Annotated in this window: 16 protein-coding genes; 11 read left to right on the top strand and 5 right to left on the bottom strand. The window is 69.5% G+C overall.

Annotation, left to right across the window (positions count from 1 at the left end; genetic code table 11):
* Nucleotides 1–2: 2 nt before the first annotated feature.
* Genes HUA74_RS16910 through HUA74_RS16895 form a run of 4 tightly spaced genes read right to left on the bottom strand, consistent with a single transcriptional unit; the run spans nucleotide 3 to nucleotide 4,837 of the window.
* A complete protein-coding gene (locus tag HUA74_RS16910; protein ID WP_371817249.1) occupies nucleotides 3–926 on the bottom strand; it encodes a 1,4-dihydroxy-2-naphthoate polyprenyltransferase in 924 nt (307 codons plus the stop codon).
* Nucleotides 923–1,783, bottom strand: a complete 861-nt coding sequence (menH, locus tag HUA74_RS16905; protein WP_174455337.1) for a 2-succinyl-6-hydroxy-2,4-cyclohexadiene-1-carboxylate synthase — start codon at nucleotides 1,781–1,783, stop codon at nucleotides 923–925. Before menH ends, HUA74_RS16910 begins: the two co-directional genes overlap by 4 nt.
* Nucleotides 1,774–3,543 (bottom strand): 2-succinyl-5-enolpyruvyl-6-hydroxy-3-cyclohexene-1-carboxylic-acid synthase, encoded by a 1,770-nt coding sequence (gene menD, locus HUA74_RS16900; RefSeq protein WP_174455336.1) that lies wholly within the window; start codon nucleotides 3,541–3,543, stop codon nucleotides 1,774–1,776. The genes menH and menD overlap by 10 nt, the downstream gene beginning before the upstream one ends.
* Entirely contained in the window at nucleotides 3,527–4,837 is a 1,311-nt protein-coding gene (locus HUA74_RS16895; protein WP_174455335.1) for an isochorismate synthase MenF, read from the bottom strand. The genes menD and HUA74_RS16895 overlap by 17 nt, the downstream gene beginning before the upstream one ends.
* Before the next feature lie 104 nt (nucleotides 4,838–4,941).
* Here HUA74_RS16895 and aroF point away from each other — a divergent pair, with 104 nt between their 5' ends.
* From aroF to HUA74_RS16855, 8 genes are all read left to right on the top strand, one after another.
* The gene (gene aroF, locus HUA74_RS16890; protein WP_174455334.1) at nucleotides 4,942–5,859 is read left to right on the top strand and encodes a 3-deoxy-7-phosphoheptulonate synthase; all 918 of its coding nucleotides are present in this window, start codon (nucleotides 4,942–4,944) and stop codon (nucleotides 5,857–5,859) included.
* On the top strand, nucleotides 5,856–6,545 hold the full coding sequence (ubiE, locus tag HUA74_RS16885) for a bifunctional demethylmenaquinone methyltransferase/2-methoxy-6-polyprenyl-1,4-benzoquinol methylase UbiE (protein WP_141646435.1): 690 nt from the start codon (nucleotides 5,856–5,858) through the stop codon (nucleotides 6,543–6,545). Before aroF ends, ubiE begins: the two co-directional genes overlap by 4 nt.
* 37 nt (nucleotides 6,546–6,582) lie before the next feature.
* Nucleotides 6,583–7,128: a shikimate kinase gene (locus tag HUA74_RS16880; RefSeq protein WP_246137561.1), complete on the top strand. Its 546-nt coding sequence runs from the start codon at nucleotides 6,583–6,585 to the stop codon at nucleotides 7,126–7,128.
* Complete coding sequence (locus tag HUA74_RS16875) at nucleotides 7,125–8,396, top strand: shikimate dehydrogenase (protein WP_174455333.1); 1,272 nt, start codon at nucleotides 7,125–7,127, stop codon at nucleotides 8,394–8,396. The genes HUA74_RS16880 and HUA74_RS16875 overlap by 4 nt, the downstream gene beginning before the upstream one ends.
* On the top strand, nucleotides 8,393–9,412 hold the full coding sequence (aroC, locus tag HUA74_RS16870; RefSeq protein WP_174455332.1) for a chorismate synthase: 1,020 nt from the start codon (nucleotides 8,393–8,395) through the stop codon (nucleotides 9,410–9,412). The genes HUA74_RS16875 and aroC overlap by 4 nt, the downstream gene beginning before the upstream one ends.
* Entirely contained in the window at nucleotides 9,409–10,479 is a 1,071-nt protein-coding gene (locus HUA74_RS16865; RefSeq protein ID WP_174455331.1) for a 3-dehydroquinate synthase family protein, read from the top strand. Before aroC ends, HUA74_RS16865 begins: the two co-directional genes overlap by 4 nt.
* A gap of 2 nt (nucleotides 10,480–10,481) precedes the next feature.
* Nucleotides 10,482–11,765, top strand: coding sequence for a 3-phosphoshikimate 1-carboxyvinyltransferase (locus HUA74_RS16860; RefSeq protein ID WP_174455330.1), 1,284 nt, complete (start codon nucleotides 10,482–10,484; stop codon nucleotides 11,763–11,765).
* A 77-nt stretch (nucleotides 11,766–11,842) separates the two neighbouring features.
* On the top strand, nucleotides 11,843–13,144 hold the full coding sequence (locus HUA74_RS16855) for a citrate synthase (RefSeq protein ID WP_174455329.1): 1,302 nt from the start codon (nucleotides 11,843–11,845) through the stop codon (nucleotides 13,142–13,144).
* 128 nt (nucleotides 13,145–13,272) lie between these two features.
* Here the strand turns inward: HUA74_RS16855 and HUA74_RS16850 are convergent, their stop codons facing one another.
* Nucleotides 13,273–15,072 carry a long-chain fatty acid--CoA ligase gene (locus HUA74_RS16850; RefSeq protein WP_254625094.1) on the bottom strand — a complete coding sequence of 600 codons (1,800 nt, stop codon included), beginning with the start codon at nucleotides 15,070–15,072 and terminating at the stop codon, nucleotides 13,273–13,275.
* Between the two features lie 99 nt (nucleotides 15,073–15,171).
* Between HUA74_RS16850 and HUA74_RS16845 the strand changes: the two genes are divergently transcribed.
* The 3 genes from HUA74_RS16845 to pyk all read left to right on the top strand — a co-directional run bounded on the left by HUA74_RS16845 (nucleotide 15,172) and on the right by pyk (nucleotide 18,048).
* A complete protein-coding gene (locus HUA74_RS16845) occupies nucleotides 15,172–15,546 on the top strand; it encodes a hypothetical protein (RefSeq protein ID WP_181791072.1) in 375 nt (124 codons plus the stop codon).
* A 177-nt stretch (nucleotides 15,547–15,723) separates the two neighbouring features.
* Complete coding sequence (locus tag HUA74_RS16840) at nucleotides 15,724–16,431, top strand: bifunctional nuclease family protein (protein WP_141646440.1); 708 nt, start codon at nucleotides 15,724–15,726, stop codon at nucleotides 16,429–16,431.
* A 216-nt stretch (nucleotides 16,432–16,647) separates the two neighbouring features.
* The gene (pyk, locus tag HUA74_RS16835) at nucleotides 16,648–18,048 is read left to right on the top strand and encodes a pyruvate kinase (RefSeq protein WP_174455326.1); all 1,401 of its coding nucleotides are present in this window, start codon (nucleotides 16,648–16,650) and stop codon (nucleotides 18,046–18,048) included.
* The last annotated feature ends 6 nt before the right edge of the window (nucleotides 18,049–18,054 follow it).

Genomic DNA, 18,054 nt, shown 5'->3' with positions numbered 1-18,054 from the left:
CATCATCGCAGGTACAGGCCCAGGCCGAACAGCACGCCGAAGAAGAGTTGGAAGCGCGCGGTCCCCCCCAACGCCGGGTTCAGCGCGGCCCCCTGCTCTCGCAGCACCCGCTTCAGTGGCGGCACCGCCAGGGGCAGGCTCAGGAACGACAGAAAGACCCAGGGTCCGGCGAGTCCCAGCACGAACATCGCGATGGGCGTGGCGAACGCGGCCAGGAGCAGCAGCACGTACTCGGCCTTCCCCGCCGTCGTCCCCCAGCGCACCGCCAGCGTCCGCTTGCCCGCCTTCACGTCCGTGGTGACGTCCCGCAGGTTGTTGACGACGATGAGCATGGTGCCGCTCGCGCCCACCGGAATCGCCGCCCACCACGCCGCCGGATGCACCGTGCCGGCCTGAACGTAGAAGGTCCCCGTCACCGCGACGAGCCCGAAGAAGATGAAGACAAAGAGGTCGCCCAGGCCGTTGTAGCCCAGGGGAAACGGCCCACCCGTGTAGGCGTAGCCACAGAGGAGCGACGCGAGCCCGATGGCGACGATGGGCCAGCCACCCACCGCGACCAGGTACGCCCCCACCGCCGTCGCCAGGGCGAAGCAGACCGCCGCGCCCACGAGCACCGTGCTCGGCGCGATGAGCCCGCTCTGCGTGACTCGCACCGGACCGAGTCGCTCGTGCGTGTCCGCGCCCTTCTTGAAGTCGTAGTAGTCGTTGATGAAGTTGGTGCCAATCTGGATGAGCACCGCGCCCAGGAGCGCCGCGAGGGCCGGGACGATGCGCCCCACTCCCAGGCCGAACGCGAGCGTCGTTCCCACCAGCACCGGCACCAGCGCCGCCGTCAGTGTCTTGGGACGAACCGCCAGCAACCACGTCTTCACCGTGGGCCGAGGCTTCGCCATCGCCACGGGGGATCCAGGGACGGACGTACTCACGGATTCACCCTCCCTGAACTCGCCACCGGAGCAACGGCCTCGAACTGGGGCGCCTCGAACCAGGGCGTCTGGAGGAAGCCCAGCACCTCCCGGACGTAGTCCTCCGGTGCCTCCAGGTGCGGCGCGTGGCCGCAATCCGAGAAGGCATGTCGCCACACCACCGGAAGCTCCGTCGCCATCTTGCGCGCCGTCTGCGTGAACTTCTCGTCCCGCGCCCCCGTGAGCAGCAACGTGGGCAGTCGCTGGTGATGAAGCTCCGACCAGTAATCCGGTTGTACTCCAAGCCCCAGGCACTCGAGTGCGCCGGCGAGCCCCTCCACGGTGCAGCCTCGACGGTGCGCGCGCAGCGTGTCGCGGCGCTCCTCGGGCATGGTGCGAAGGCTGTCGAACAGGGGCAGCGCTTCCCAGCGTTCCACGAAGGCGTCCACACCCCGGGCGCGGATGAACGCCGCGAGCTGCGCGTCCGCCTCACGTCGCGCGGAACGCTCCTGACGGCGGTGCAACCCCGGCGAGCCGCTCTCCATGATGAGCCGACCGAACCGGTCCGGCGCACGCACGGACGCGGCCAGGGCCACCCGCGCACCCTGCGAATATCCGAGCAAATCCACCGTGCCCGCGCCGAGCGAGTCCACCAGGGCCACCAGCGCGTCCACCGTCTCCAGGAAGCCGTCGCGGCCCTGTCGCTCGGGCAGCGGTGTGGCGCCATGTCCTGGCAGGTCCACCGCGATGGCTCGCACGGAGCGCCCCATCAATGGCCGCAACCCGTTGAACGAAGCCCGGTTGCCGGTGAAGCCGTGCAGCAGCACGAGGGGCCGGGAGCCTTCTCCCCACGTCTCGTAGGCCAGTGTCACGCCCATGGTCCGTCTCCCAGTGCGGCGGCCATCCTCGCGAAGAGCTGCCGATGGTCATCCACGTTGGCGGCCCGGTCCACGCGCACCTCCACGAGATGCAGGCCGCCTTCGAGCCCTTCACGCACCGCCGACCGCAACGCCGAGGGCGTCGTCGGCCGGTGCAGTCGCGCTCCGCCCAGCGCCGCCGCGTGCGACAGGTCCACGCCGTGCGGAGTGCCGAACAGCGTCTCGAACTCGTCCGGCTTCGCCGCCTGGGCGATGGGCAGGAACGAGAAGATGCCGCCGCCGTCGTTGTTCACGGCGACCACCGTCAGTGGCACCCGGGCGCGCGCGGCCGTGACGAAGGCCCCCACGTCGTGCAGCAGCGCCAGGTCACCCGTGAGCAGCACGGCGGGACGCGAGGCCGCGGCGGCCATGCCCAGCGCGCTGGAGATGATGCCGTCGATGCCATTCGCCCCACGGTTGGCCAGCACCCGCAGCGGCACGGGACCCGCCGGAGCGAAGGCATCCACGTCGCGAATGGGCATGCTGCTGGAGACGAACAGCGGAGCCTCTGCGGGAAGCGCGGCCACCACCTCGCGGGCGATGCGCGGCTCGCTGAGCTGGTCGGGCCGCTCGGCGAAGGCGGCCTCGAGCGCGCCTCGCGCCAGTCGCTCCGCCGCGAGGAAGCCCTGCGCCCACCGTCCCGGGCCCCGGGTCTGTCCCTTCGCCAGCGCCGCGCAGGCCGCCACCGCCGAGCCCTCCACCACTGTCGACGCGCGATGCGTCGGGTCGAACAACGCGCCTCCATCACTGAAGAGGACGACGTCCGAGCCCGACGCCTCCACCCATTGCTGCGGCGATTTGGGCGTCAGCCCGCCACCGAAGCGCAACACCAACTCCGGGCGGTGCGTCCGAGCAAAGGGCGCGTGGCGCAACAGCGCGTCGTAATACGAGAGCGTGAGCGGCCCACCGCCATAACGCGCCTGGGACGTCGCCTCGGCGAGCACGGGGTAGCCCGTGGCCTGGGACAGCGCGGAGATGGCGTCGGCGAACCCGTCCGCCTCGTCGCGAGGACCACAGACAATGACACCCCGCTCCGTCGCGGCGATGCGCTGACGCAGCGACTCCAGCACCGCCGCATCCGGCATCGGAGTAGGAGGCACGATTCGCGTGAGCGGCGCACCCACGCGGCCCGCCTTCGACAGCGCGGACAGGCGCTCCTCACCGAAGGCCTCCGTCACGGGCGCGAGCGGCTCGCGGAAGGGGACGTTGAGCTGCACGGCGCCCCGCGGCGCGCGCAGCGCGGTGGACACAGCCCGGGCGACGGTCGCGCGCAGGTGGATCAGCGCCACATCACTGGCCTCGGGGACGCCCACGTCCGTGAAGCTGCGCGCATGCTCGCCATAAAAGCGGGCCTGGGGAACCGTCTGCGCCGCGCCCCACCCCTGCAGCTCCAGCGGGCGGTCCGCCGTGAGTACAATCAGGGGCACCTGGGACAGCGAGGCCTCGATGACCGCGGGATAGAAATGCGCGCCCGCAGTGCCGCTCGTGGCCACGAGAATCACTGGCGCACGTGACTGCTTCGCGAGCCCCAGCCCGAAGAAACCGGCGCTGCGCTCGTCGATGACGGACCAGGTGCGCAGGCCCTCCGCGCGAGCACACGCAATCGCCAGCGGCGAGGAGCGCGAGCCCGGGCACACCACCGCGTGCCGCGCGCCACCGCGAACCAACTCCTCCACGAGCGCGCGAGCCCACAGCAGGTTGAGATTACTGTCGCCCGACATCCCCGCCTCCCAACGCACGCAACACGGCCAGACTCTTCATCTCCGTCTCCCGCCACTCCGCCTCCGCGATGGAGCCGGCCACGATTCCGCAACCCACGAACAGCCGGGCCCGCGAGCCCCGCACCCGCGCCGAGCGCAACCCCACCATCAGGTGCGCACGCCCCGGCCCCACCCAACCCACCGGCCCCGCGTACCAGCCCCTGTCCAGTCCCTCGTGCTCCACCAGGAAGGACAGCGCTCGCTCGCGCGGAGTGCCACCCACCGCCGGCGTGGGATGCAGCGCCCCCACCACCTGCGCGGCCGAGACACCCTCGCGAAGCTCCGCGCGAATGGCCGTGCGCAGGTGCACCACGTTCTTCAACGTCAACAACTGGGGCTCCGCGTCGGCTCGCACGTCGGCTGCAAGCCCCCGGAGCGTCGCGAGGATGTAGCGGACCACCGCCTCATGCTCACGCACGTCCTTGTCCTGCCCCCGCAGCCCCTCGGCCTGATGTGGCGCGGCCGTCCCCGCGAGCGCCTCTGTCTCCAGCACCCGCCCCTCCACCCGACACAGCGTCTCCGGCGTCGCGCCCAGGAAGCACGTCCCGTCCGGCGCTCGAAACAAGAAGGTGGCACAGCGAGGGTTCTGCTCCCGCAACCGCGCCAGCACGTCCACCACGTCGAAGGGCGCAGGCCCCTCCACGTCCACGGCGCGCGCCAGTACCACCTTCTGGAGCTGCCCCGAAGCAATGGCTTCCAGCGCACGCTCCACCCGCGCCTCGAACTCCGGACGCGACGAGGTCTGCGACAGGTCCACCGGACCGCCCCGCGCGTGTCGATACGCCTCCGAGAAGCGCGCGCACACCCGCTCCAGCCGCGAGCGCACCGCGTCCTCGCCGCCACGTCCCTCGGGCGCGAAGGCCGCCACCGCCAGACCGCTCCCGGTGCGCCAGACCAGCACCTCCGGCAGCGTCCAGCGCGCCACGCCATGCGCCGCCCAGGCCTCATCCGGCAGGCCCGTCGCGCCGAAACGAATCCCACCGAACCAGGGGCCCGGAAGACTGTCGGGAACCGCGCCCAGCCAGCGCAAGGACGTCGCGGCCAAGGTGGTGAGAACCGCGGGCAACTGCCCGGCTTCAGCGGCCTCCACCACCGCCGCCTCGCCCCACCCCGCCGCCGCTTCTTGAGCCAGGGGCCGCTCCCAATACACCGTCGGAACGCCCAGCGAATCCGCTCCGGAGAGTGGATCCACCGCCGCCAGGGGCATCATTCCGGCCACCCAGCGCTGGCCCTCAACGGGATTGAGCGTCTTCATCAGCGGTCCTCATCCGCGACTGCCCTGAAATCACCTTCGGTTGTCTTCTAAGCCATCTCGGCTATACATGCACCAAGGAGTTCAAAACCTCTTGAACTCGGTGGATGGGAGGGCTCGTGGGAGGCAAGCAGCCAGACGAATCCGTGCCGGCGAACGCCGGGAAGGACACGGGTGCGCGGCGCGTGCTCCGAGCGTTCCGACCCGAAGGGACGCGGGTGCGTGCGGGCAGCGTGGAGGTAGGCGGCCCGGGGTTCGTCGTCATGGCTGGCCCTTGCGCCGTGGAGGGTGTGGAGCAGGTCGACCGGACCGCCGCCGCCGTGGCTCAAGCGGGTGCCCATATCCTCCGAGGTGGCGTGTTCAAGCCTCGCACCAGTCCCTACGCGTTCCAGGGAATGGGAGAGCCGGGGCTGCAGCTGCTGGCCGACACCGGGCGCCGCCACGGGCTGCCCATCATCAGTGAAGTGATGGAGACCGCGCAGATTCCCTTCATGACGGAGTCCGCGGACATCCTCCAGGTGGGCGCGCGAAACATGCAGAACTTCTCCCTGCTGCGCGCGCTGGGCAAGATACGCCGCCCGGTGCTGCTGAAGCGGGGGCTGTCCGCCACCGTTCAAGAGTGGCTGCTGGCGGCCGAGTACATCCTCGAGGGCGGCAACGAGCAGGTCCTCCTGTGCGAGCGGGGCATCCGGACGTTCGAGACGGAGATGCGCAACACGCTGGACCTGGCCGCCGTCGCCTGGGCCAAGCAGCGGACACACCTGCCCGTTATCGTCGACCCCTCGCACGCGACGGGACAGGTGGAGCTCATCCTCCCCATGTCCCTGGCGGCGGCGGCGGCGGGGGCGGATGGGTTGTTGATTGAAGTCCATGCGAAGCCGGAGCAGGCGCTGTGCGATGGGGCACAGGCCCTGACACCGGAGCGCTTTCAAACGTTGATGCAGCGGCTGCCAGCCGTGCTAGACGCGGTGGGCCGACACCTTTGGCGGCCGGAGAGTCCGGCCCAGGTCGTGAGGGCGCGATGAGTACCGAAGTCCGTCAGATGTTCTCCTCCATCGCCACGCGGTACGACGTGACGAACGAGGTCCTGTCGTTCGGCATCCACCGCCTGTGGCGTCGGACGGCCGTGCGTCTCAGCCGGGCCAAGGAAGGCGACAGCGTCCTCGACTGCGCCTCCGGCACCGGAGACCTGGCGCTGGTCTTCAAGCGGAAGGTGGGAAGCAACGGCCGCGTCGTCGGCACGGACTTCTGCCCGGAGATGCTGGAGAGCGCCCCCGCGAAGGCGGCCAAGGCGGGCCTCCAGGTGGACTTCCAGGTCGCCGACGCGATGGCGCTGCCCTTCGCGGACAACAGCTTCGACGTGGCCTCCATCGCCTTCGGCATCCGCAACGTGGATGACCCGGTGAAGTGCCTCAGCGAGATGGGGCGCGTGGTGAAGCCGGGAGGCCGCGTCGTGGTGCTGGAGTTCGGTCAGCCCAACGGCGTCTTCGGAGCGCTCTTCCGCTTCTACAGCAAGACGGTGATGCCGGCCATTGGCGGCCTGCTCACCGGCAACCGCGCGGCCTATGAGTACCTGCCCCGCACTTCGGCGGCCTTCCCCGCCGGAGACCGTTTCCTGTCGCTGATGGACCAGTCCGGCGCATATGCGGAGCGAAGCGCGCATCCGCTGATGTTCGGAACGGCGAACGTGTATGTCGGCATCGTCCGCTGAAGGCCAGAGAAGACTCGTCGAGCATGTCCTCAACTCAGTGGATCCCCGGCTCGCGCCGACGCTGAGAGAAGCCGTCGCGCGTCCGGGGCCCACGCCTCGCCCGGCCGCGGGACAGACGGTGGTGCTGTGTGGCCATCGCAGCGCGGGCAAATCCACGTTGTTGCCCCGAGTCGGCGGACTGCTCGCGCGGCGGGGCCTGGACCTGGACACCCACCTGGAGCAGACCCACGGCCGCCCGCTGCGCAAGTGGGTCGCGGAGGCGCCCACGGAGTTCCGCGCCGCCGAGCGCCGCGCGCTCCTGGAGCTTCCCTCCGGAACCCTCGTTGCGGTGGGGGGCGGTTTCCTCTCGCACCACCCGGACGCGCTGGAGGGGATGTTCACCCTGCTCATCCCGGTGACGTTCGAGACCTACCGGGAGCGACTGCTCCACGACCGGACCCGACCCCGGCTGCGTCCGGGCCTCTCCCTGGAGGAGGAACTCTCCTCCGTCTTCCAAGAGCGCGAGGCCCTCCACGCCCGCGTTCCCACCGTCGCCCTGGTGGACTTCCTCCGGGGCTGCCTCCACCTCGAGGAGTCCCCGTGACGCCCGCACGGCGTATCGTGACGCTGCCTCCCACCCTGCTCGGCACTGACGCCGTCCACTTCGCCCGGGAGTGCCAGCGTCGCGGCGCCGACGTGCTGGAGATTCGCACGGACCTGCACGCCCCGGAGGCCGTGGACCCGGCTGCGCTCGCGGCCGTCCTCCCGCTGCTCGTCTCCGAGCGTGGCAAGCCACTGCCCGCCGCCTGGGTCCTCGCCGCGTGGCGCGTGGACCGGGACTTGATGGATGCCACCGGGCACCAGGGCTCGCTCGATGCACCCTCCGGCAAGCTGCTCGCGTCGCACCATGCGGACCGACAGCTCACCACCGACGAAGCCTTGCGGTTGTGGGAACGCGACGTGCCCGCTGACGCGCTGGTGAAACACGTGGAGCCGATGACTCATCCGGACCATGTCGGCACCCTGCTGGAGACGCAAAGCAGGCTGGCGGACCGGTTCGGAGTGACTCGCGTCACGGTGCTCGGCATGGGCGCGGTGGCGCTGCCCGCGCGCGCCGTGCTCGCCCGGAACAACATGCTCGACTACGTGGCCGCTGGCGGCTCCTGGGCCGCTGCGCCGGGACAGCGACTCCTCGACGACGTGGTTCGGGAGTGGCGCGGCGCGGACCGCACCACACTGCCGGCCCCGCTGCGGCTGGGCATCTTCGGGATGTCCATCGCCCACTCGCGCTCGCCTCGCATCCACCGGCAGCCTTTTGATCGCATCGACATTCCCGCGGACGGCCCCGTCGAGGCCCTCTTGGACTCGCTCCTGCCCCACTACGCGGGCTTCGCCGTCACCAGCCCGTTCAAGATGCCACTGGCGCGGCACACGGGCTCGTCACTGGACGCCATCAACACCCTGGTCCGCCGGGGCACCCGGTGGGAGTCCTTCAACACGGACACCGAGGGCGCCCGGAAGGTGCTGGAGCGCCTGGGCTCGAAGGAGGTCTTCGTCCTCGGTGACGGGGGCGCCACGTCCGCGCTGCGCACCGTGGCGACCGAGCGCGGTGAAGCCCTGCGCATCCTTCGTCGGGCGGACATCCAGGCCCCCCTCACCGGCTCAGGCGTCTGGACCTGGCCGGTCCATGTGGAGCCGCCGGATTCCCTGCGATTCGAGCGAGCACGCGTCGCGGTGATCGCATACGGTGCGCCCGGCCGACGCATCGCGGCGGAGATTACGCGGCGCGGCGGCACCCCGGTCCTGCTGGGTGCGGCGTGGTTCGTCGCGCAGGCCCGGCGGCAGCGACAGCTTTGGGAGACCGCGACATGAACACCTTCGGAGTCCTCTTCCGTTTGACGACCTTTGGTGAGAGCCACGGCCCCGCGCTCGGCGCGGTGGTGGACGGCTGCCCCGCGGGCGTGCCCCTCACGCAAGAGCGCCTCCAGGCCGCGTTGGACAGGCGCCGCCCCGGCCAGTCCGCCCTCGTCACCCCTCGCAACGAGCCAGACCGGGTGGAGATCCTCTCCGGCGTCTTCGAGGACAAGACGCTCGGAACGCCCATCGCCGCCATGGTGCGCAACACGAACCAGCGTTCGGGCGACTACGAGCAGCTCAAGCAGGTGGACCGGCCCGGCCACGCGGACGCCGTGTGGCGCGAGCGATACAAGCACCGAGACCACCGCGGCGGCGGTCGCACCAGCGGACGCGAGACGCTCTGCCGCGTCATCGGCGGAACCATCGCTGAGGCCTATCTGGAGCGGGACATGCCCACCGTGCGCACCGTCGCGTACGTGTCCCAGGTCGGTGACCTCATCGCCTCCGTGCCCGCGCCGGGCCTCACGCGCGCCATGGTGGATGCGCACCCCACGCGCTGCCCCGACGAGGCGGTCCGCGAGGAGATGTCCCGCCGCATCCTCTCCGCGAAGGAGGCCGGCGACAGTCTCGGTGGCTCCATCGACATCCGCGTGGAGGGGCTGCCCGTGGGACTGGGCGAGCCCATCTTCGGGAAGATCAAGGCGCTCATCGCCCAGGCGCTGGGCAGCGTGGGCGCCATCACGGGTGTCATCTGGGGTCCTCCGGATCTGCTCCAGCGCATTGGCCAGCCGGGCACCCAGTTCCATTCCGTCAAGGACGTCTACGGCGGCATCCAGGGTGGCCTCACCAACGGTGAGCCGCTCCAGGTCCGCGCTTTCTTCAAACCCCCAGCGACGCTGGCGGACCACGCGAAGGGTGGCCGTCACGATCCGTGCATCATGCCCCGCGCCGTTCCGGTGCTGGAGTCCATGGTGTCACTGGTCATCGCAGACCTCGTCCAACAGATGAACGCACGCCCCAACACCCTATGAGCCCCTACCCTCCCGGCGCCTACCGTCCTCCCAACGACCGCTGGGGTCCGTTTTCGCGACTCGCCAAACGCCTTCCTGAAGGCAGCCTCGCGGTGGTGGATCGCACCGTCGCCCGGCTCCACCCGGGACTCATCCCCGCGCTGGAGGCGCAGAACCCTCGCGCCATCGTCCAGCTCGTGGGCGGAGAGAGCGCGAAGAGCTTCAAGGCCCTGGAGAAGGTGCTCGCCGCGGGGCTGTCCCTGCCGCGCTCCGGCACGCTGCTCGCCGTGGGCGGAGGCACCGTGGGCGATGTCTCCACCGTCGCCGCGCACCTGCTCAAGCGCGGTGTGAGGCTGGTGCAGGTGCCCACCACGCTGCTCGCCGCCGTCGACAGCAGCCTGGGTGGCAAGGGCGCGGTGGACCTCACCGTGAAGGGCCGCGTGGTGAAGAACCCCGCCGGCGTCTTCCACTACGCCGAGGAGTCGTGGATCTGCCCGGAGCTGTTCGCCACGCTGTCGCCGACCCAGATTCGCGAGGGCTCGCTCGAGGCGTGGAAGATGGTCATCAGCCTGGATGCGGCCCTCTTCCGCCGCTACCTGCGCAAGCCGCCCGCTCTCGAAAAGCTGGTGAAGGACGCGCGCGGCCTCAAGGAGAGCGTGTGCGAGCAGGACCCGTACGAGCACAAGGGCCTGCGCCGGGTGCTCAACTTCGGCCACACCTTCGGCCATGTGCTGGAAAGCGTGTCCCACTTCAAGCTGTCCCACGGTGACGCCGTGGGCCTGGGCATCCTCCTGGCCCTGGACGTGGGTCGCCACCTGGGCGTCACTCCAGAGCCCGTGGCCGCCGAGGTCGAGCGCGCCCTCATCGACGGCCCGGGCGTCCTCGACCGTGAGCGAGTCGCCGGCCTCTTGCGCCGCCCATCGCTGAAGGACATCGCCACGCTGCTCGACGCCGACAAGAAGGCCGGAGCCCGGGGCGAGCTGCGCATGGTGCTCCTGACGGCCATCGGCGCCACCGAGGTCCGCGACGTGGCCGCGTCCACGTGGCGCGAGCTGTGGCCGGCGTGGACGAAGGCGGTGCGCCCGTGAGCATGAGCACCCGTCGCATCCTGTTGGACCCGAGCCACCTCGTGGCCTCGCCGCTCACCCCGCCCGTCTCCAAATCGGACGCGCAGCGCGCCCTGGTCCTGGGTCACCTCACGGGCGCCTGGCCCCTGCCCTCCGTCCAGGCCGAAGCGGACGAGGACCTCCCCGCCGACGTGCGAGTGCTGCGCCGGGGCGTGGAAGCCCTGCGGCTGCCCGCCGGGCCCGTGCGTGACGTGGACTGCGCGGACGGTGGCGCCCCCTTCCGCATCCTGGCCACCCAGGTCGCGGTGACGCCGGGTGCTCGCGTGCGCCTCACCGGCACGCCTCGCCTGGGTGAGCGTCCCCACGGCCCACTCTTCACCTCGCTGAAGGACGCACTCGGTCCCGCGGGGCTCACGCTCACCGAGGGCCAGCCCTGGCCCGTGGAGCTGTCCGCGCCAACGGACACCTCGAAGGTGTCGCCCGTCTTCCGGGTGCCCGGCGACCAGAGCAGCCAGTACGCATCCAGCCTGCTCCTGGGCTGCGCCGCGCTGTTCCTGCGAGAGCGCCGGGCGTGGAGCGTCGAAATCGAAGGCACGCTGACGAGCGCCGGCTACCTGGAGCTCACCCTCACGTGGCTGGAGCGCTTCGGCTTCGAGGTCCAGAAGTCCGACTCCCGATACACCGTCTCCGGCTACACGCCCCCTCCGAGCGTCCCTTCGCTCCCCGGGGACTGGTCGTCGCTGGGCTACCTCCTGCTCATCGCCTGGAAGGCTGGGGGCACGGTGGAGCGAGCCGACGCGGCCAGCGCCCACCCGGACCAGGCCATCCTCCGCCTCATCGAGCAGGTGGGCCTGGGGACGACGCCGACAGGTCCGGCCCACACGTTGAAGGTGACGGGCCACCCGGCGGGAGGCTTGCGGGCTTCGGGCAAGGAGTGTCCGGACCTGCTGCCAACCCTGGCGGCGCTCGCCTGTGTGCTCCCCGCGCCTTCCACGCTGACGGACGTCGGAATTCTCCGATTGAAAGAAAGCGACCGGCTGGAAGGTATCCGAGACCTGGTCAGCGCCTACGGAGGGACGGCGGAGCTCCAGGGGGAAATCCTCCACCTGACGCCTCCCGCGGCCCCTCCTGCCCGGTTCACCATGGACAGCCGGGGTGACCACCGCCTGGCGATGACGGCCGCGACACTCAGCGTGCTGTCCGGAGCGACCCTCGTCCTGACCGGCCCCGAGTGTGTCGAGAAGAGTTTTCCGGGCTTCTGGCGGCAGCTGTCCCGCTCGGGAGCACGTATTTCCGAGCAGCCGTAGGAACCATCAGTGTCTCCCCATCCGACTTATCGTTCTTTTTTGTTGAAAGCGATCTGCGCCCTGTGAAATCTCCGCCCATGCCCAAGGACACGCTGACGATCACCGACAATCGGACCGGCAAGACGTACGAGGTCCCGGTCGAGAACGGCTGTATTCGCACCAACGCCCTCCGACAGATCAAGGTCGGGGACGACGACTTCGGCCTCATGGGCTACGATCCGGCGTTCCTCAACACCGCGAACTGTAAGAGCGCCATCACCTTCATCGATGGTGACAAAGGCATCCTGGAGTACCGCGGTTACCCCATCGAGCAGCTGGCCGAGAAGTCCAGCTACCTGGAGGTCGCCTACCTCCTGCTGAACGGAGAGCTGCCGACCCCGAAGGAGCTGGAGCAGTTCGTCCACCTCGTCACGCACCACACGTTCGTGCACGAGAACGTGAAGTCCTTCATGGATGGGTTCCGCTACGACGCGCATCCCATGTCCATGCTGGGCTCCACCGTGGCGGCGCTGTCCAGCTTCTACCCGGACGCGAAGAACACCAAGGATGAGCTGAGCCGTCGCATCCAGATCACCCGGCTCATCGCCAAGATGCCCACGCTCGCCGCGTTCTCCTACCGGCACACGATGGGCCTGCCCTACATCTACCCGGACAATGACCTGTCCTACGTCGCCAACTTCCTGGCGATGGTGAAGCGCATCGGCACCACGACCTACAAGGTCCACCCGGTGCTGGAACGCGCGCTGGACGTGCTCTTCATCCTCCACGCGGACCACGAGCAGAACTGCTCGACGACGTCCGTGCGCACGGTGGGCTCGTCGGAAGTGGACCCGTACTCGGCCGTCACGGCGGGCATCGGCGCCCTCTACGGTCCGCTGCACGGCGGCGCCAACGAGGCGGTGCTGCGCATGCTCCGCGAGATTGGCCACGTCTCCAAGGTCCCCGACTTCATCAAGTCGGTGAAGAGCGGCGAGGGCGAGAAGAAGCTGATGGGCTTCGGCCACCGCGTCTACAAGTCCTACGATCCGCGCGCCAAGGTCATCAAGCGCGTGGCGGACGAGGTCTTCGAGGTGACGGGCAAGAACCCGCTGCTGGAGCTCGCCGTGGAGCTGGAGCGCATCGCGCTGCAGGACGAGTACTTCGTCAAGCGCAAGCTCTACCCCAACGTCGACTTCTACTCCGGCCTCATCTACGAGGCGATGGGCTTCCAGGCCGAGATGTTCCCCGTCCTCTTCGCCATTCCCCGCACGGTGGGCTGGTGCGCGCAGTGGGAGGAGATGGTCCTGGACTCCGAGCAGAAGATCGCGCGTCCCCGTCAGATCTACACGGGCCAGAAGCGCCGCGACTACGTCGCCATGGACAAGCGCGCCGTGAAGTAGGCGGCCTGTCCTCACACCCCTGGGCATGAAGTGAGATGGGGCGAGGGACCGCGAGGTTCCCCGCCCCTTTCTCTTTGCGGGCCCACCTGGCGACCCCAGCGCCTCGGGGTCGCCCGCACCGCCCCGCTTCAGCCCGTCTGGGCCGCGGTGGACTCGGCGTACATCGATTCGATGAGCCCGGCGTGCTTCTGCTCCACGGCCTTGCGGCGGACCTTCAGGGTGGGCGTCAGGTCGCCCGCGTCCACGGTGAAGTCCTGCTCCAGGATGACGAAGCGCTTGATCGACTCGAAGCGGGACAGCTTCGGGTTGATGTCGCGGTCCAACCCCTCCTGGATGAGCTGGCGCAGGCGCGCGTCGTGGGAGAGCGTCTTCAGGTCCTCGGGCCAGCCCTTCTGCTGCGCCAGGGCACGGCACTTCTCCACGTCCAGCGCCAGCAGGGCCACCAGGTAGTTGCGCCGCTCGCCCACCACCACCGCGTGGCCCACCCCAGGAAGGGACTTGATGAGCTCCTCGATGTTGCCGGGCGCCGTCTTCTTCCCGCCGGAGGTGACGATGATCTCCTTCTTGCGGCCGGTGATGTGGAGGTAACCCTCGCCGTCGAGCTGGCCCACGTCACCGGTGTGCAGCCACCCGCCCTCCAGCAGCTCCGCGGTGGCCTCCGGGTTCTTGTAGTAGCCCATGCACACGTTGCCGCCCTTGACGAGGATCTCCCCGTCCTCGGCGATGCGGACCTCCACGCCAATCAGCGGGCGCCCCACGGTGCCCAGGTGGGCCGCCTCGCGCGTATTCACGGTGCCCGGGCCCGCCACCTCCGTCATCCCCCACACCTCGTGGATGAACATGTCGATGGAGGCGAAGAACTCCAGCACGTCCCGGCCGATGGGGGCCGCCGCCGTGGCGAAGAAATCCACCCGCTCCATGCCGATGCGCGTCTTGAGCGGCTCGAACACCAGCCGCTGGGCCAGCCGGTACTGGGCCTCCAGGAGCACCGGGATGCGCTCGTGGCGCTGGGCGCGGGCATGCAGCTCCGAGGCGACGCCCCGGGCCCAGGAGACGATGCGGCGCTTCATGGGGGGCTGGCCGCGCAACCCCTCCTCCGCCTTGGCCTTGAACTTCTCCCACACGCGCGGCACGCCGAAGAAGAACGTGGGCCTCACGTCCTTCAGGTTCGCCGGCATCGCCTCCACCGAGTCCGCGAAGTACACCTGGATGCCCAGTATCAGCGGGCAGTGCAGGGAGATGACCTGCTCGGCGATGTGGGACAACGGCAGATAGGAGATGATGACCGAGTCCTGCTGGTGCTTGAAGTCCACGGCGGTGATGAGCTGCCGGGACGTCCAGGACAGGTTGTAGTGGCTGAGCATGACCCCCTTGGGGTGGCCCGTCGTTCCGGAGGTGTAGATGAGGGTGCCCAGCGCCTCCGGCTTCAGCGCGTTGACGCTGTCCCAGTAGGGCTTGTCGTCCACCCCCGTGCCCTTCTCCAGGACGTCCGCGTAGCGCAGGACACCCTCCGGCAGCGGCGTGGACGGCGCGTCCAGGATGATGAGGTGGCGCAGCTTGGGCAGGCGCTCGCGCAGGGCGAGGCCGGTGCGCAGGTGCTTCTCGTTCTCCACGACGAGGACGGTGGCCTCACAGTGGCCCAGGATGTACTCGAGCTGCTCCACCGCGCTGGTGGTGTACAGACCTACCGGGACGCCTCCCAGCGCCATGGCGGCCAGGTCCGCGACGTGCCACTCCTCGCGGTTGAAGCTGATGATGCCCAGCGGCTGGCCCTCCCCGTACCCGAGCGTCCTCAGGCCGAGGGCGAAGCGTTTGACCCGCTGGGCATATTCGAACCAGGAGGTGGGGACATAGCCGTGGCCCCGGCGGGTCCAGAGGGCCGGCCGATGCTCCTGCTGCGCGGCCCGGTCATGGAGGGCATGCACCATCGTCTTCGGGAGGTCCATCCGACGAAGGTTAGCGGATGTAGGGGCGTCCCGACCACGCCCCCGGTTCGCGGACGTTGACAGCTGGTTGGATGGCTTTGTATGCCGCGCCCGACCATGAGCATCGACTTCACCTGCCAGAAGTGCGAGGCAAGCTTCGAGCTTGACGTTCAAGACCTCATCGAGGGGACGGAGAAGATCATCTGTCCTCACTGCGACGCGAAAGCGCCCGCGAATCTCTCGGAGGACTTCGTCGCCGCGCTCTCGGAGATGCGCGCGCAGATCGCCGTGCTCGACAAGAAGTTCGCCGTCTCCATGACGTTGGAGTCGGAGGACGTCGCGGACACGATCGACGAAGAGGACGAAGAGGAGGATGAGGAATCCGACGACGAGGACGACGACCTCGACGAGGATGAAGACGAGGACGTCGAGGACGACGAGGACTACGACGACGAGGATGAGGACGAGCGTCCCTGACGTCCGCTCCCTTGCCCTCCGGGCGGCCGTTTCCCGCCGTCCAGGGCAACCGGGCTGAATCGCTACCCTCCCGACAGGGTGGCGGGTGCGTAGTTTCAGGGTGTGAGAACACCCAACCGCGCCACTTTCTTCTTCGCCCCCCTGTCGGCGCTGTTGTTGGCGCTCGGGGGGGTGCTGATGCTCCCCGCCTTCAGTGCTCCCGGGGCCATCGCGGCCACACTCCCGGGCGACTCCGGGCAACCGTGCATCACCGAGCACGGAGGCGACCCCAAGGCCTGCAACGAGCTGGTCGAACTGGAGGTGCAGGACGTCGTCCCGCTGGTGGAGGCCCAGACGCACGCCGTCGTGCTCACCACCAAGGACCGCCAGGTCGTCCTCCCCGTCTTCGTGGATGAGGCCTCCGCCGTCTCCATCGCCTTCCGACTGGCGGAGCGCGAGCCGCCCCAGCCGCTCGCCCAGGACCTCCTGGACGACGTCGTCGACCAGCTCGGCGCCAAGGTGACGGAGGTCCGCATCGACGACCTGCGCGACAACGTCTATTCGGGCCGCGTGTTCCTGGAGCAGGGTGCGAAGAAGATGACGCTGGAGGCCCGCCCGTCGGACTCCATCGCCATGGCCCTCACCAGCCATGCCCGCATCCGCGTCACGCGCAAGGTGCTGACGCTGGCCGGCATCAGCCGGGAGGAGATTGAATCCCTCCAGAAGGGCGGGCCCGGCGTGGGTGGCAGTGGCCCTGGCGGACAGATGGAAGAGCCCGCCCCGATGCCGCCTCCTGGGATGCCCGCGCCCGGCAATCCGCCCATCGACATGGACGCGGAGGCCCTTCCGCCTGGCCACCCGCCGCTCGGCGCGCCGCAGGGCACCGGCAAGAAGATAGACCTCTAGGCTTCGAGCCGGGGGCGAGCAGAGCCATCGACAGGTGCGAGAAAGCCCGGCCCCCCCTCCCAGGGAAGCCGGGCTTTCTCTCTCGAACATCGAGTGCCTGCAAGACGCTGGCGTGGGTCCAACCCGGGGGTCGGCACCGCGCCTGGGGCAAAGAGTTAGTCTCCCGGGCGCGAGACTGTCAAGCCACGCACCCCGCCGCCTAGGATGCGCGCACATATGCGCAAGGCGAAGATCATCTGCACCCTGGGGCCCGCATCGAGCTCGCTGGAGGTCATCGAAGGCCTCATCCGCGCGGGGATGAACGTGGCGCGGTTGAACTTCTCGCACGGTACGCACGACGAGCACCGCCAGCGGGTGGCCCTCATCCGGAAGGCGGCCAAGCGGCTGAAGCTGCCGGTGGCCATCCTCCAGGACATCCAGGGCCCCAAGATTCGCCTCGGAAAGTTCGAGGGTGGACAGCTCACGGTGAAGCCGGGCGAGCGCGTGACGGTGACGACGCGCGCGGTGCTGGGCCAGGGCTCCATCATCCCCACCCCCATCAAGTCGCTGACGAAGGACGTGAAGCCCGGAGAGGCCATCCTCCTGGATGACGGCCGGGTGCGGCTGCGCGTGCGCAAGGTGGCCGGCCAGGACGTCCTCTGCGAGGTGGAGATCGGCGGCCTGCTCAAGGACCACAAGGGGCTGAACCTGCCGGGCTCGCCCATGTCCGTGCCCACGATTACGCCCAAGGACGAGGTGGACCTGGCGTTCGGCCAGGACGTGGGCGTGGACTACGTGGCGCTGTCCTTCGTGCGCACGGCGGACGACATCCACCGGGCCCGCAAGCACGTGGCGAAGAACAAGACGCCGCTCATCGCCAAGATTGAAAAGCCCCAGGCCGTGGACCAGCTCGAAGCCATCGCCCGGGCCGCGGACGGCATCATGGTGGCGCGTGGGGACCTGGGCGTGGAGATGCCCCTGGAGCAACTGCCCGCCATCCAGAAGCGGATGGTGCGCGTGGTGAACCAGATGGGCGGCCTGGTCATCGTCGCCACGGAGATGCTGGAGAGCATGGTGAGCAACCCGCGCCCCACGCGCGCGGAGGTGTCGGACGTCGCCAACGCCATCCTGGACGGCGCGGACGCGGTGATGCTGTCCGGCGAGACGGCCGCGGGGCGCTACCCCATCGACGCGGCGTCCACCATGGCCCGCATCGTCGAGGAGACGGAGCGCGGCGTGGTGCGACACCAACACCACTCCCCCTTCGAGCGCTCGGAGGACCTGGGCACGGGCGTCGCGGCGGCGGCGGTGGCGGCGACAAGCCAGCTCAACATCCAGACGATTGTCGCGTACACGGAGAGCGGCCACACCGCGCGCCTCATCTCCGAGTTCCGGCCCCACGCGCGCATCATCGCCCTCACGCCGAACGAGGCCGCCGTCAACCGCATGGCGCTGTACTGGGGCGTGACGGGACTCCAAGTGCCCCGCGTGAGGTCCACGGACGCCATGCTGCGGCAGGTGCGCAAGCTGTGCCTGCGCGAAGGCATCTGCCAGGTGGGCGCGCCCGTCGTCGTGGTGGCGGGAGTGCCGCTCAACGTACCGGGCAACACCAATCTGATGAGCATCCACCGCGTGTGAGCGCGG

Source organism: Myxococcus sp. CA051A (genome assembly GCF_013336705.1).
Taxonomy (GTDB): domain Bacteria; phylum Myxococcota; class Myxococcia; order Myxococcales; family Myxococcaceae; genus Myxococcus; species Myxococcus llanfairpwllgwyngyllgogerychwyrndrobwllllantysiliogogogochensis.
The sequence above is the reverse complement of the archived record's forward strand: the minus strand, read 5'-3'. Positions and strand labels throughout refer to the sequence as shown.